This window comes from Isoptericola sp. AK164 (assembly GCF_029643425.1).
In the GTDB taxonomy this organism is placed as follows: domain Bacteria; phylum Actinomycetota; class Actinomycetes; order Actinomycetales; family Cellulomonadaceae; genus Isoptericola; species Isoptericola haloaureus.
Genome location: NZ_CP119106.1, coordinates 2,187,255 through 2,201,658, shown reverse-complemented (window position 1 = coordinate 2,201,658; position 14,404 = coordinate 2,187,255). Strand labels below are relative to the sequence as shown.

Sequence of the window (14,404 nt, the reverse complement as noted above, 5' to 3'; positions counted from 1 at the left end):
CAGACCTTCTCCACGTCATCGAAGAGAGACCTGTGACCGACTACTACGAGATCCTCGGCGTCGAGCGTGACGCCACCCCCGAGCAGATCAAGAAGGCGTACCGTCGCCTGGCCCGCGAGCTCCACCCCGACGTCGCGGGTGCCGAGGGCGAGGAGAAGTTCAAGGACGTCGCCCGTGCCTACGAGGTGCTGTCGAACCGCGACAAGCGCGAGCAGTACGACATGGGCGTCGACCCGAGCGCGCCCGGCGGCGGCGCCGGCGCCGGCTTCGGCCAGGGCTTCGGGTTCCAGGACATCTTCGAGACGTTCTTCGGCGGCGGCCAGCCGTCCGGCCCCGTGCCGCGCGCACGGCGCGGCCAGGACGCCCTGGTGCGCATGGACATCGACCTCACCGAGGCGACGTTCGGCGGCAAGCGCGAGCTGCAGGTCGACACGGCCGTGGTGTGCGGGACGTGCGGCGGCAACGGCTGCCGGCCCGGCACCGACGTGCGCACCTGCGAGGTCTGCCACGGCCAGGGCAACGTCCAGCGCGTGGCCCGGTCCTTCCTGGGCCAGGTCATGACCACCGCGCCCTGCGCGGCCTGCCAGGGCTTCGGCACCGTCATCCCCGAGCCGTGCGCCGAGTGCTCCGGCGAGGGCCGGGTGCGCTCGCGCCGGTCGCTGACGGTGAACGTGCCCGCCGGTGTCGACACCGGCACGCGCATCAAGCTGTCCTCCCAGGGGGAGGTCGGCCCGGGCGGTGGCCCGGCCGGCGACCTGTACGTCGAGATCCGCGAGAAGGCGCACGACACCTTCGTGCGTCGCGGCGACGACCTGCACTGCACCCTGCCGGTGCCGGTGACCGCGGCCGCCCTGGGCACCGTGCTGGAGCTGTCCACCCTCGACGGTCAGCAGGAGATCGACCTGCGTCCGGGCACGCAGCCGGGCGAGGTCGTCACGCTCAAGGGTCTCGGCGTCGGGCACCTGCACGCGAACGGCCGCGGCGACCTGAACGTCCACATCGACGTGCAGGTCCCGACCTCCCTCGACGAGGAGCAGACCGAGCTGCTGCGCAAGCTCGCCGAGCTGCGCGACGAGGAGCGTCCCGACCCGCGGCTCGCGGCCGCGCACCCCGGCGTGTTCTCGCGCCTGCGGGACAAGTTCGCCGGGCGCTGAGGAACCGTGAGCGCGAGGAGCTCCCGAGGAGGTACGCCGAGGCACGAGGTGTGCCGGAGCGAGGCACCGCAGGGCTCGCGCGAGGGGCGTGCGTCGTGAGCGCGCCCGTCTTCGTCGACGCCGGCGTGGCGTCTGCGCCGGCGCCGGGGGCGACCTACGTCCTCGGCGGGCCGGAGGGCCGGCACGCCGGCGTCGTCCAGCGGCGCCGCCCGGGGGAGCGGCTCGACGTGGTCGACGGCGCGGGCACCCGCGTGCTCGGTGTGGTCGAGGCCGTCGACGGCGGCGAGGTCACCCTGCGCGTCGAGGACGTGCGGCACGAGCCCGCCCCTGCCGTGCGGCTCGCGCTGGTCCAGGCGCTGGCCAAGGGCGACCGCGACCACCAGGCCGTCGAGGCGGCCGTGGAGGTCGGGGTCGACGCCGTCGTGCCGTGGCAGGCCGACCGGTCCGTGGTCGTCTGGCGCGGCCCGCGGGCCGAGAAGGCGCGCGCCAAGTGGGCCGCGACCGTGCTCGCGGCGGTCAAGCAGTCCCGTCGGGCCTGGCTGCCGCCCGTGCACGAGCACGTGACCACCCGCGGGCTCGCCGACCGGGTGCGCGAGGTCGTCGCCGCGGGCGGTGCCGTCGTCGTGCTGCACGAGGAGGCGGTGACGCCGCTCGCGGACGTCCCGCTGCCCACGGCGGCGGACGGCTCGGCCGAGGCGCCCGAGGTCGACCTCGTCGTGGGTCCCGAGGGCGGCATCTCCGCCGAGGAGGTCACCGCCCTCGCCGACGCCGGTGCCGTGACGGCCCGGTTGGGTCCGCACGTGCTGCGCACCTCGACCGCCGGACCCGTCGCCGTCGCGATTCTCAGCGACCGCACGGGCCGCTGGCGGTAGCGTGGACGCATGACGACGGAGACCGAGGCGGACTGCCTCTTCTGCAAGATCGTCGCCGGCGACCTGCCCGCCGACGTCGTGGCCGACACCGACCGGGTCGTGGCCTTCCGGGACATCGACCCGCAGGCTCCCGTCCACGTGCTCGTGGTGCCCAAGGAGCACCACGGGGACGTGTCCGTCCTGGCCGCGGCCGACCCGGACCTGCTCGCCGAGGTCGTCGGTGTCGCCGACAACGTGGCGCACGAGCTGGCCGACGGCCAGTACCGGTTCATCTTCAACTCCGGCCCGCGCGCGGGCCAGAGCGTCTTCCACGTGCACGGCCACGTCCTGGCCGGCACCCAGCTGGGATGGAGTCCCGCCTGAGCATGACGTCCGCCGCCTCCGACAGCCCCCTGACCGACCACCCGCGGCACGCCACCGAGCACCGCGTCGTCGTCCCCCCGCACGTGCCGATGGTGGCGCTGCTGGGCAGCGGCGACACGGTGCTCCGCGCGATCGAGGACGGGTTCGGTGGCGTGGACGTGCACGCCCGCGGCAACGAGATCTCCGTCCACGGCCCCGCCGGCGACGTCGCCCTGGTGGCTCGCCTGCTGGACGAGCTGGTCGAGGTCGTCGAGGCCGGGACCCCGCTGACCCCCGAGGTGGTCTCCCGCTCGGTCTCGATGCTGACCTCCGCCGCCGCGCAGCGGCCCGCCGAGGTGCTCACCCACGACATCCTCTCCGGGCGCGGTCGCACGATCCGCCCGAAGACCGTCGGGCAGAAGCGCTACGTGGAGGCCATCGCGGCCAACACGATCACCTTCGGCATCGGCCCCGCCGGGACCGGCAAGACCTACCTGGCGATGGCGAAGGCCGTGCAGGCGCTGCAGGCCAAGCAGATCAACCGGATCGTGCTCACCCGGCCCGCGGTCGAGGCGGGGGAGAAGCTCGGCTACCTGCCCGGATCGTTGAGCGACAAGATCGACCCGTACCTGCGGCCGCTGTACGACGCGCTGCACGACATGCTCGACCCCGACGCGATCCCACGGCTGGTCGAGTCCGGCACCATCGAGGTCGCGCCGCTGGCGTACATGCGCGGCCGTGCCCAGCCCTACGACGCCGAGGTCCTGACCCCTGACGGCTTCCGACCGTTCGGATCGCTGCAGGTGGGTGACCTGGTGGTGGGGTCCGACGGGCGTCCGACACCCGTCGTCGGCATCTACCCGCAGGGGCCGAAGCAGACCTATCGGGTGACGGCGTCGGACGGGTCGTCGACCGTCTGCTGCGGCGAGCACCTGTGGACCGTCCGGACCCAGTCGGACAAGCGTCGGGGGCGGAGCCGGACACTGGAGACGCAGGAGATGATCGGGCGTGAGTGGTACGGACACACACGCCGATTCGAACTACCCGTCGTCGATCCGGTCGAGATGCCGGAGCGCGACGTGCCGATGGACCCGTACGCGCTGGGCCTGATGCTCGGCGACGGATCGTTCTCCTCGCGTGCGACGCCGTCGTACACGACGGCGGACCCCGAGCTCGCCGACGCCCTGGAGTCCGCACTGCCCGACATCGAGCTGGTTCCGCACGGGGAGTACGGCTACGTGCTGCGACACGTCCACGGGCACCGCGGTGGCGTCATCGTGGCGAACCCGGTGAAGACGATCCTGCGCGAGCTGGGTCTCGACGGTCGGAAGTCGGCCACGAAGTTCGTGCCCGAGGCGTACAAGATCAACGCCGTCGAGGTGCGCCTGGCGGTCCTGCAGGGACTCCTGGACACCGACGGCGGACCGGTGACGCAGGACGGGCGGACCTGCCGGGTGCAGTACACGACCACGTCGCGCCGACTCCGGGACGACGTCGTCCATCTCGTCCGGTCGCTCGGTGGTGTCGCCACGACCCGCGTGCGGGAGGCCGAGGGGCGGAAGCCCGGACGGGCCAGGGAACGACCGGTCCCGTATCGCTGCGACGCCTACGTCGTCGAGATCCGCCTGCCCGACGGCGTCACTCCGTTCCGCCTCACCCGCAAGGCGCGGACGTACGCCGCGCTCGGAGGGGGACGTCCGATGCGCGCCGTCGACTCGATCCTGCCTGCGGGCGTCCAGGACACGATGTGCATCCAGGTCGCCGCCGAGGACTCTCTCTACGTCACCGACGACTTCCTCGTCACGCACAACACCATCAACGACGCCTTCATCATCCTGGACGAGGCGCAGAACACCTCGGCCGAGCAGATGAAGATGTTCCTCACCCGGCTCGGCTTCGGCTCGACGATGGTCATCACCGGCGACGCCACCCAGGTCGACCTGCCGGGCGGCACCACGTCGGGCCTGCGCGTGGTCGAGGACATCCTCACCGGCGTCGACGACGTCGAGTTCTGCCGGCTCACCAGCACCGACGTGGTCCGACACCGCCTGGTCAGCGACATCGTCGACGCCTACGCCCGCTGGGACAGCACCCGCCCGGCCGACGACCGCCGTCGGCCCGGCCGCCACGACCGAGGAGGACGCCGGTGAGCATCGAGGTCAACAACGAGTCCGGCGTCGAGGTCGACGAGGCCGAGTTCGCCGCGCTGGCCCGGTTCGCCCTCGACGAGCTGCACGTCCACCCCGCCGCCGAGCTGTCCATCGTGCTCGTCGACACGGCTGCGATGACCGACCTGCACGTGCAGTGGATGGACGAGCCCGGCCCCACCGACGTGCTCTCCTTCCCCATGGACGAGCTGCGGCCCGGCCGCGAGGGCGAGGAGACCCCGCCCGGCACCCTCGGCGACATCGTGCTGTGCCCCGAGGTGGCGGCCGCCCAGGCCCGCGCCGCCGGGCACTCCACGGTCGAGGAGCTCCTGCTGCTGACCACGCACGGGATCCTGCACCTGCTCGGCTACGACCACGCCGAACCCGACGAGGAGCGCGAGATGTTCGCGCTGCAGCGGCGGCTCCTGCTCACCTTCCTGGCCGGGCGGTGAGCGGCGCGGTGGACGTCCCCGACCTGCTGCTGTGGGCCGTGCTCGTCGTGGCGCTCGGCCTGTCCGCCCTGCTCAGTGCGGGCGAGGCCGCCGTCGAACGGGTCACCAAGGTCTCCTTGGCCCTCGCCCTCGAGGAGCCCGGACCCCACGGCGGCTCGCCCGGGCCGCGTCGACGGCGCAACGTGCGGCGGGCCCAGCTGCTCGCGGCCGACCCCCGGGCCGCGGGCTCGTTCGCGCTGGTGCGCGTGCTGGCCGAGACCCTGTCGGTCGCCTCGGCCACGCTGCTGCTCGCGCACTGGTTCGACCGGTGGTGGGAGGTGCTGGTCGGGGCCGCCGTGGTCGGTGTGCTCGCGGGGATCCTCGTGGTGCGGCTCAGCCCGCGCACGTGGGCCCACCACCGTCCGACGACCGCGCTGGTGATGCTCGCCGGGCCGCTGTCCGTGGTGCACCGGGCCGTGTCCTGGGTGCCGCGGCGCGACCGCGCCGCCGACGTGGCGATCCCGGAGACCGACGAGCTGCAGGACATGGCCGACCGCGTCCGGGAGAACGAGGCGATCGAGGAACCGGAGCGCGAGCTCCTGCGCTCGGCCCTGCAGCTCGGCGACACCCTCGCCCGCGAGGTGATGGTGCCGCGCACCGACATGGTGACCACCGGCACCGACACGTCGCTGGCGAAGGCGATGCGGCTGTTCCTGCGCTCCGGCTTCTCCCGCGTGCCCGTCGTGGGCCGGACGGTCGACGACCTCGTCGGCGTCGTCTACCTCAAGGACGTCGCCCGGCGGATCGAGAACGACCCCGGGGCGGCGGACTGGCCCGTGCGGGACGTGGCGCGCGAGGCCGTGTTCGTCCCCGAGTCCAAGCCGGCCGACGACCTGCTGCGCGAGATGCAGGCGCGCCGCTCGCACATCGCCATCGTCGTCGACGAGTACGGCGGCGTCGCCGGGCTGGTCACGGTCGAGGACATCGTCGAGGAGCTGGTCGGCGAGCTGACCGACGAGCACGACACCGTCGCCGAGCCCGAGCCGGAGGACCTCGGCGACGGCCTGTGGCGCATCCCCGCCCGCCTGCCGGTGGACGAGCTCGGCGAGCTGTTCGACCTGCGTCTCGACGACGACGACGTCGACACCGCCGGCGGCCTGCTCGCCAAGGCCCTCGGCAAGGTCCCGCTGGCCGGGTCCTCGGCCGACGTCGGCGCTCTGCGGCTCGAGGCCGAGCGCGTCGAGGGACGCCGCAAGCAGCTCGCCAGCCTGCTGGTGCGCCGGATCGCCCTACCAGCAGCGGACGAGGACGACGACCTCGTGCCGCACGACCAGAAGGACGCCGTATGACCCACGAGAACCCGCACCGCTCCGGCTTCGCCTGCCTGGTCGGCCGCCCGAACGTCGGCAAGTCGACCCTGACCAACGCGCTGGTGGGGCAGAAGGTCGCGATCATGTCGGCGCGTCCCCAGACGACCCGGCACACGATCCGCGGGATCGTCCAGCGCGACGACGCCCAGATGGTGCTCGTGGACACCCCGGGGCTGCACCGGCCCCGCACCCTGCTGGGGGAGCGGCTGAACACGCTCGTCGTCGACACCCTCAGCGAGGTGGACGTCGTCGGCTTCTGCCTGCCCGCGGACCAGAAGATCGGCCCCGGGGACAGGTACATCGCGAACCAGCTCGCCCCGCTCATGGAGGGGCGCACCGCCGTCCCCGTCGTGGCGATCGTGACCAAGGCCGACCTGGTCGGTCGCGCGGCGCTGGCCGAGCAGCTCATGGCCGTGGACCAGCTCGCCCGGTCGATGGACCGGGACTGGTCGGCCATCGTGCCGGTCTCGGCACAGGACGGCTTCCAGGTCGCCGAGCTCACCGAGGTCCTGGTCGCCCACCTGCCCGAGGGGCCCGACCTCTACCCGGGCGGCGAGCTGACCGACGAGCCCGAGGAGACGATGATCGCCGAGCTCGTGCGCGAGGCGGCCCTGGAGGGCATCCGCGACGAGCTGCCGCACTCGCTGGCGGTCGTGGTCGAGGAGATCGTGCCGCGCGAGGGTTCCGGCGACGACTCCTCGGGCAAGCCGCCGCTGCTGGACGTGCGCGTGAACCTGTTCGTCGAGCGCGAGAGCCAGAAGGGCATCATCATCGGCCGCGGCGGCTCGCGGCTGCGCGAGGTCGGGTCCCAGGCCCGGGAGGGCATCGAGAAGCTCCTCGGCGCGCGGATCTACCTCGACCTGCACGTGAAGGTCGCCAAGGACTGGCAGCGCGACCCGAAGCAGCTCCAGCGCCTCGGCTTCTGACGACCTTCCGTGTACTCCGGGGCGTCACGGCGGTCCGGCCGGGGCCTCCCGAGTAGCATCCGGTAGGTGGTGTTCCGGACGTTCGCGGCCAGCCTGGCCCTGTTGGTCGGGCTCGCCGTGGTGGGCTCCCTGGCCGGTCCGCAGTGGCACCCCGTCCCCGTGCGCGACCACATCGTGCCGACGCGGTCCGCCACCACCATCGAGTCCACCGAGCCCGCGGCGACCGGCGACGTCGGTGAGGTCGGCGACCACGCCGTGCGCACCACCCCGGTGACGGTCGACCTCGGGGACACCACCGTCGACGGGCTGCTGCGCCGGCCGCTGGACGCGGACGGCGCGGTGCTGCCGGACCGCCCCGGCGTGGTGTTCGTGCACGGCGCCGGGACCGGCGCCGCCGAGGAGGCGTTCGTCGACACCGCCGAGCTGCTGGCCAGCGCCGGCGTGGCCACGCTCGTGCCCGACAAGCGGCTGGACACCTACTCCACCCGCGAGCGCGACTACGAGGCGATGGCCGAGGACTACCTGCGCTCGGTCGGGCTGCTGCGCACCGTCGACGGCGTGGACCCCGAGCGGGTCGGCGCCTACGGCGAGTCCGAGGGCACCTGGATCGTCCCGGTGATGCAGGTCGAGGACCCCGACGTCGCCTTCACGGTGCTGGTCTCCGCGCCCGTCGTGCCGCCCCGCGAGCAGGCCGCCTTCGCCGTCGACAACTATCTGCGCAACACCGGGGTGCCCGGCCAGGTGTTCCGCGCCATCCCGCGTGCGGTCGGGATGCAGCTCCCCGGCGGCGGGTTCGACTACGCCGACTTCGACGTGCGCCCGTGGCTGGAGGACCAGACCGCGCCGCTGCTGGTCGTCTACGGCACGGCCGACCCGTCGATGCCCATCGAGCAGGGCGTGCGGCTGATCCTCGCCGACACGGCCGTCGGGTCGGGGGCGCCGGTGACGGTGCGGTACTACGCCGGCGCCGACCACGGCATCCGGCTGCGGGACGAGCTCCCCGCCGACGCCCCGAAGGACGCCGAGGCGCCGCTGCACCCGCACTTCCCCCGCGACCTGGCCGCGTGGGTCCAAGGGCTGCCGGGCACCGCCGACGCCGCACCGCGCATCGCCGGGGACGCTCCCCAGCAGCTCTACCTGGCCGCCCCCGTGCCGCAGCCGCGCTGGTGGGGCAACGGCGACGTCGTGGTCGCCGTCGTCGTCGGGGGGACCGGCCTCGTCGTGCTCGCGCTCGTGGCCTGGGGCGTGGTGTCGCTGGCCCGGCGGGTGCTGCACCGCTCCGCGCCGCCGAACGGGCGCTTCGCGCCGGGAGTGGGACCGCCGCTGGTCGCCCTCGGTGTGGTGTCGGTGGCCACGGTGTGCGGCCTGGCCGTCTACCTCGTCGCGGTGGCGCGGCTCGCCATCGACTACGAGCGCGACGCCCTCGTCGTCCAGGGCGGCTGGATCGCCGTGCGGCTGCTCGGCGCCGTGGCCGCGGTGGCCGCCGCCGTCCTGCTGCAGCGTGTCGGCGACGTCCGGGTGCGCCACCGCGCCGAGCGCGACGTCGTCGTCGCCCGCGGTGCCGTGGCGCACCTCACGCTGTGGGCCGTGCTCGTCGGGTCGGCGTTGTTGCTGGTCACGGCCGCGTACTGGGGGGTGTACCAGCTCGGGATCTGACCGTGCCGCGTCCGGGGGAGACGTGGCACGGTCCGGTCGGGTAGAAACGTCCAGGACCGGTTCCGGTCCGGGTAGGTCAACGCAAGGAGTCACCGACATGTCCGACGTCGTCGTCGTCGAGCAGCGCCGTTCGCCGTTCGCCGGGGTGCCGACCCGGGAGATCGTGCGCGACGTCGTCGCCGTGGTCGCGCTGCTGGTGGCCCTGCCGCTGCCCTGGGCGATCGTCACCCTGCGCGGTGTCGACGGCGCCGTGGCCGCGCGAGGCAGCGACCTGCTCTGGGTCGTGCTGGCCACGGTCGCCGCCGTCGTGGTGATCGTCGCCACCTACGCCGACCGTGCCGGGGTGCTGACCGGGGGCTGGAAGCGTCTCGCCGCACCGACCGCGCGGTGGTGGGGCCTGGCACCCTACGGTCTGGTCACGCTGCTGTACCTCGTGCTCGATCTCGTCCGGGCGTCCGCCGACACCGGTGCGGTCGGCGGCGGGCTCGCCGTCGGGCTGGCGGGAGCCGTGCTCGCCGCCGCGGTACCCGACGTGCGGCTGATGACCGGGGCCGCCGTGGTGGTCGCCGTGGGTGCCGTCGCGACCCCCGTGCTGACCCTGGTCGACGGCGTGGCCTGGCCCGACGTGGTCGGATCCGCGCTCGGCGCGCTCCTGGTCCTCGGTCTGCTCTGGGCGACCGCGCGGCGGTTCCTGCGCGGGGACGACGCGGCCGGCGTCGTGCTCCTCGTCCTCGGGGCCGCCGTGGCGGTCGAGGTGACGATGCTCGGCGGCGGTGCGGTCGGGGTCTGGCTCGAGTCGGTCCACGGGCTGCGCTTCGGCCTGCTCCTCCTGCCCGCCGTGGCCGCGACCGCCGTCGTGCCGGTGCTGGCCCGGTGGGACGCCGTCGTCGGGGAACCGGTCGTGGCCACCGCGTCGCGCTGGATCCGCGTCGCGGTCCAGGCGTTCGAGCTGATGCTGCTGGTCGCGGCCTTCGTCGTGGTCGTGGCCGTGGTCCAGCTCGTGGCCGGGCGGATCGAGGTCGAGCCGGTGCTGCGGCTGATCGTCGGCGTGCTCGTCGTCGTGGTGGCGCTCCTGGCGCGGCGCGCCCTGCTGCGCGACCCGCGCGGCGGTCACGCGACGGCGGTCGGGGCCGCGTGCGTCGTCGTCGTGCTCGGCGTCGTCATCCTCGTGGCACGTGCCGGGATCGGGACGGCCTCGCGGGTGGAGGAGCTGCTGCTGGCGCTCGCGCTGCCCGCCCTGGTGCTCGCCGCGCTCATCGTGCCGCCGTCGGTTGCGACGTTCCTCGCGGCCGACCCGCAGGGTTCCGCGCAGCCGGTGCCCGGCCGGCCGCAGCAGCCGTTCGGTGCGCAGCCGGGCTACGCGCAGCCGGGCTACGCCGAGCCCGCGCAGCCGGCACAGCCGGCGCACCCCGGCTACGCGGAGGCCGCACAGCCCGAGCCCGCACAGCCCGAGCCCGCGCAGGCAGCCGAGACCGAGCCGGGCTCGCGCTGGCGGGGAACCTGGGCGGCGGGCACGGACGCGACGCAGCAGATGTCGCCGGTGCGCTCGGCCGCGACGGGTGAGCAGCCGTCCGCGCACGGGGCCCCGTCGGTGGCCGACGCGACCGCCGTGCAGCAGCCGGTCCAGCAGGGTGCGGCGCCGGCCGAGTCCACGCAGATGCTGCCGCCGGTCACCCACGTGCCCGGCAGCCCCTGGACCCCCGAGCAGGCGCTCGACCCGCACACGCCGCTGGAGCAGCTCGCGCAGATCGTCCAGGAGGCACCCCACCTGCGGCCGCACGTCGCGGCGAACCCCTCGACCTACCCGGCGCTGCTCGACTGGCTGGGCGCGCTGGGCGACCCGTCGGTCGACGCCGCGCTGCGCACCCGCCGCTGAAACGCCCCGCGAGGTAGGCAGATTCCCGGCGAGGTAGGCAACGTTCCCGCGACGTGACACAGCCGTGGACGGCCAGGGTGACCCGGCACACAGACGGTGTACGGTGTGAGGGTGCAGCACGTGGTGAGCCTCCTCCTTCGGTGCCGCGGCGAGGCCTAGCAGAGGCCGGTACCTCGCCGCGGGGGACGTTGGTGCGCCGGCCGTCACCGAGCCACACCACCCGAAGGACACCCTCCTGATGAAGACCGAGCACACCCACGCCACCAACGGCATCGCCGCGCAGAATCCGCAGCGCAGCTCGCAGATGCCGTACCACCGGTACCTGCCCTTCCACGAGCAGATCGACGTCCACCTGCCGGACCGCACCTGGCCCGACCGCCGCATCGAGAAGGCCCCGCGCTGGTGCGCGGTCGACCTGCGGGACGGCAACCAGGCCCTCATCGAGCCGATGAACGCCGAGCGCAAGCTGCGGATGTTCGAGCTGCTGGTCCAGATGGGCTACAAGGAGATCGAGGTCGGGTTCCCCTCGGCCTCGCAGACCGACTTCGACTTCGTGCGCACGCTCATCGAGTCCGGCCGCATCCCCGACGACGTCGTCATCCAGGTGCTGACCCAGTGCCGCGACCACCTCATCGAGCGCACCTTCGACGCGATCCGCGGCTCCAAGCAGGCGATCGTGCACATCTACAACTCCACCTCGATCCTGCAGCGCGAGGTCGTCTTCCGCACCGACCAGGACGGGATCATCGACATCGCCCTGCAGGGCGCGCGGCTGTGCCGCAAGCTCGAGGAGACCGTCCCCGAGACCACCGTCTACTACGAGTACTCCCCGGAGTCGTACACGGGCACCGAGCTGGAGTACGCCGCCCGCATCTGCAACGAGGTGCTCGAGGTCCTGGAGCCGACGGCGGAGCGCCCCGTGATCGTCAACCTGCCGGCGACGGTCGAGATGGCGACGCCCAACGTCTACGCCGACTCCATCGAGTGGATGAGCCGCAACCTCAACCACCGCGAGCACGTCGTGCTGTCCCTGCACCCGCACAACGACCGCGGCACCGCCGTCGCGGCGGCCGAGCTGGGCTACCAGGCCGGGGCCGACCGCATCGAGGGCTGCCTGTTCGGCAACGGCGAGCGCACCGGCAACGTCGACCTGGTCACCCTGGGCATGAACCTGTTCGGGCAGGGCATCGACCCGCAGATCGACTTCACCGTCGGCGGCGGCATCGACGCCATCCGCCGCACGGTCGAGTACTGCAACCAGCTCCCCGTGGCCGAGCGGCACCCCTACGTGGGCGACCTGGTCTTCACGGCGTTCTCCGGCTCGCACCAGGACGCCATCAAGAAGGGCCTGGAGCACATGGCGGCCCGGGCCGAGTCCGAGGGCAAGGCCGTCGACGAGATCACCTGGGGCGTGCCGTACCTGCCGATCGACCCGAAGGACCTGGGCCGGTCGTACGAGGCGGTCATCCGCGTGAACTCCCAGTCCGGCAAGGGCGGCGTCGCCTACCTGCTGCGCACCGAGCACCACCTGGAGCTGCCGCGCCGGCTGCAGATCGAGTTCTCCGGCGTCGTGCAGAAGTTCTCGGACACCGCGGGCAGCGAGGTCACCGGCGCCGACATCTGGCGCATGTTCACCGACGAGTACCTGCCCGTCGAGGAGAACGGCCACGCCGACCTGCAGCCGTGGGGCCGCCTGAAGCTGCGCGAGATCCGGACCCGCGCGGTGCAGGACGGGACCACGACGCTCGAGGCCGACGTCGTCGACCAGGGCACCGAGCAGACCCTGGTCGGCACCGGCAACGGCCCGCTCGACGCGTTCGTCACCGCGATCGCCGGCGTCGGGGTCGACGTCACGGTCCTGGACTACAGCGAGCACGCGATGAGCGCGGGCGGCGACGCGACGGCGGCCGCCTACGTCGAGTGCGCCGTCGGCGACGACGTGCTGTGGGGCGTCGGGATCGACCCGTCGATCACCACCGCCTCGCTCAAGGCGATCGTCTCCGCGGTGAACCGCGCCGAGCACGGCTGAGTCCCGCGCTGACAGGGGCACCTGGGACAATGACCAGGTGCCCCTGTACCGAGACGACGCGATCGTGCTGCGCACCCAGAAGCTGGGCGAGGCCGACCGCATCATCACGTTCCTGACCCGCGAGCACGGCAAGGTCCGCGCCGTCGGGCGGGGGGTGCGGCGCACGTCGTCGAAGTTCGGCGCCCGGCTCGAACCCTTCATGGCCGTCGACGTCCAGCTCCACACCGGACGCAGCCTGGACTCGGTGACCCAGGTCGAGACGATCGGGCCCTTCGCCCGGCAGATCAGTGCCGACTACGTGCTGTACACCGCGGGCGCCGCCATGCTGGAGACGGCCGACCGGCTCGTCTCGCAGGAGCACGAACCCGCCGTCCAGCAGTACTGGCTGCTCGTCGGCGCCCTGCGGGCCCTGTCCGCGCGGGCGCACGCCCCGGGACTCGTGCTCAACTCCTACCTGCTGCGGGCGCTGGCCGTGGCCGGGTGGGCGCCGTCGTTCACCGAGTGCGCCCGCTGCGGCGAGCCGGGACCGCACCACGCCTTCGCCGTCGCCCAGGGCGGTGCCGTGTGCACCCGCTGCCGTCCGCCGGGCTCGCCGTCGCCCGCACCGGAGACCTTCGTGCTGCTGGCCGCGCTGCTCGCCGGCGACTGGGACGTCGCCGACGCCGCGGACTCCCGGCACCGCAGCGAGGCGGACGGCCTCGTCGCCGCCTACTCGCAGTTCTACCTGGAGCGCACCCTGCGCTCCTTGCGTCTGATCGAGAGAGAGGCCTGATGCCCCGCGCCGCCCGCCCCTACGACGAGCCGTACCCGCACCCGTCAGGTGCCACCCCGCCGGACATCCCCGCCCAGTTCGTGCCGAACCACGTCGCGATCGTCATGGACGGCAACGGCCGGTGGGCCAACGCGCGGGGGCTGTCCCGGATCGAGGGGCACAAGGAGGGCGAGAAGTCCCTGCTCGACGTCGTGGCGGGCGCCGTGCAGATCGGCGTCAAGCACGTCTCGGCCTACGCGTTCAGCACCGAGAACTGGAAGCGGTCGCCCGAGGAGGTGAAGTTCCTGCTCGGCTTCAACCGCGACGTCATCCGCCGACGCCGGGACGAGATGGCCTCCTGGGGAGTCCGGATCCGCTGGGCCGGCCGCCGGCCGAAGCTGTGGGGCTCCGTGATCGACGAGCTGCAGCGTGCCGAGGAGATGACCAAGGACAACGACCGCTGCACGCTGACGATGTGCGTCAACTACGGCGGGCGGGCCGAGATCGCCGACGCCGCGGCCGCCATCGCCCGGGACGCCGCCGAGGGGAAGATCAACCCGGCCCGCGTCACCGAGAAGACGGTCCAGCAGTACCTCGACGAGCCGGACCTGCCCGACGTCGACCTGTTCCTGCGGTCCTCCGGCGAGCAGCGCACCAGCAACTTCATGATCTGGCAGGCGGCCTACGCGGAGATGGTGTTCCTGCCCGAGCCGTGGCCGGAGGTGGACCGGCGGCACCTGTGGCGGGCGGTCGAGGAGTTCGCGCGGCGGGACCGGCGCTACGGGGGAGCGGTGGACACGCCGGGCGCCTCGGCCTGACGCCGCACAGGTGATGCCCGTCCGCGGTCGCG

11 protein-coding genes and 3 pseudogenes are annotated in these 14,404 nt (G+C 73.3%); all 14 read left to right on the top strand.

Annotation, left to right across the window (positions count from 1 at the left end; translation table 11 throughout):
* Positions 1-32 precede the first annotated feature (32 nt).
* The 14 genes and pseudogenes from dnaJ to PO879_RS10240 all read left to right on the top strand — a co-directional run bounded on the left by dnaJ (position 33) and on the right by PO879_RS10240 (position 14,372).
* Positions 33-1,154, top strand: coding sequence for a molecular chaperone DnaJ (gene dnaJ, locus PO879_RS10305; RefSeq protein WP_278234812.1), 1,122 nt, complete (start codon positions 33-35; stop codon positions 1,152-1,154).
* 95 nt (positions 1,155-1,249) lie between these two features.
* Positions 1,250-2,026: a 16S rRNA (uracil(1498)-N(3))-methyltransferase gene (locus PO879_RS10300; RefSeq protein WP_278234811.1), complete on the top strand. Its 777-nt coding sequence runs from the start codon at positions 1,250-1,252 to the stop codon at positions 2,024-2,026.
* 9 nt (positions 2,027-2,035) lie between these two features.
* Positions 2,036-2,389, top strand: a complete 354-nt coding sequence (locus PO879_RS10295) for a histidine triad nucleotide-binding protein (RefSeq protein ID WP_278234810.1) — start codon at positions 2,036-2,038, stop codon at positions 2,387-2,389.
* Between the two features lie 2 nt (positions 2,390-2,391).
* Positions 2,392-3,108 (top strand): annotated as a pseudogene (locus PO879_RS10290) (PhoH family protein); the annotation flags it as partial.
* Positions 3,097-3,918, top strand: a pseudogene (locus PO879_RS16290) (LAGLIDADG family homing endonuclease); the annotation flags it as partial. The pseudogenes PO879_RS10290 and PO879_RS16290, both read left to right, overlap by 12 nt.
* Positions 3,919-4,179: 261 nt before the next feature.
* Positions 4,180-4,518 (top strand): annotated as a pseudogene (locus PO879_RS10280) (PhoH family protein); the annotation flags it as partial.
* Complete coding sequence (gene ybeY, locus PO879_RS10275; protein ID WP_278234809.1) at positions 4,515-4,967, top strand: rRNA maturation RNase YbeY; 453 nt, start codon at positions 4,515-4,517, stop codon at positions 4,965-4,967. The pseudogene PO879_RS10280 and the gene ybeY, both read left to right, overlap by 4 nt.
* An 8-nt stretch (positions 4,968-4,975) precedes the next feature.
* A complete protein-coding gene (locus tag PO879_RS10270; RefSeq protein WP_278234808.1) occupies positions 4,976-6,295 on the top strand; it encodes a hemolysin family protein in 1,320 nt (439 codons plus the stop codon).
* Positions 6,292-7,242, top strand: coding sequence for a GTPase Era (gene era, locus PO879_RS10265; protein ID WP_278234807.1), 951 nt, complete (start codon positions 6,292-6,294; stop codon positions 7,240-7,242). The genes PO879_RS10270 and era overlap by 4 nt, the downstream gene beginning before the upstream one ends.
* Before the next feature lie 66 nt (positions 7,243-7,308).
* Positions 7,309-8,898: a prolyl oligopeptidase family serine peptidase gene (locus tag PO879_RS10260; protein WP_278234806.1), complete on the top strand. Its 1,590-nt coding sequence runs from the start codon at positions 7,309-7,311 to the stop codon at positions 8,896-8,898.
* A 97-nt stretch (positions 8,899-8,995) separates the two neighbouring features.
* Positions 8,996-10,774, top strand: coding sequence for a hypothetical protein (locus PO879_RS10255; RefSeq protein ID WP_278234805.1), 1,779 nt, complete (start codon positions 8,996-8,998; stop codon positions 10,772-10,774).
* A 238-nt stretch (positions 10,775-11,012) separates the two neighbouring features.
* Entirely contained in the window at positions 11,013-12,803 is a 1,791-nt protein-coding gene (gene leuA / locus PO879_RS10250; RefSeq protein ID WP_278234804.1) for a 2-isopropylmalate synthase, read from the top strand.
* A gap of 37 nt (positions 12,804-12,840) precedes the next feature.
* A complete protein-coding gene (gene recO, locus PO879_RS10245) occupies positions 12,841-13,575 on the top strand; it encodes a DNA repair protein RecO (protein WP_278234803.1) in 735 nt (244 codons plus the stop codon).
* Positions 13,575-14,372 (top strand): isoprenyl transferase, encoded by a 798-nt coding sequence (locus PO879_RS10240; protein WP_278234802.1) that lies wholly within the window; start codon positions 13,575-13,577, stop codon positions 14,370-14,372. Before recO ends, PO879_RS10240 begins: the two co-directional genes overlap by 1 nt.
* Positions 14,373-14,404: the final 32 nt, after the last annotated feature.

Bases quoted from the DNA above. Each gene is read 5' to 3' on its own strand.
- leuA (WP_278234804.1), top strand. From the start codon at position 11,013: ATGAAGACCGAGCACACCCACGCCACCAACGGCATCGCCGCGCAGAAT.
- era (WP_278234807.1), top strand. From the start codon at position 6,292: ATGACCCACGAGAACCCGCACCGCTCCGGCTTCGCCTGCCTGGTCGGC.
- PO879_RS10295 (WP_278234810.1), top strand. From the start codon at position 2,036: ATGACGACGGAGACCGAGGCGGACTGCCTCTTCTGCAAGATCGTCGCC.
- PO879_RS10240 (WP_278234802.1), top strand. From the start codon at position 13,575: ATGCCCCGCGCCGCCCGCCCCTACGACGAGCCGTACCCGCACCCGTCA.
- PO879_RS10255 (WP_278234805.1), top strand. From the start codon at position 8,996: ATGTCCGACGTCGTCGTCGTCGAGCAGCGCCGTTCGCCGTTCGCCGGG.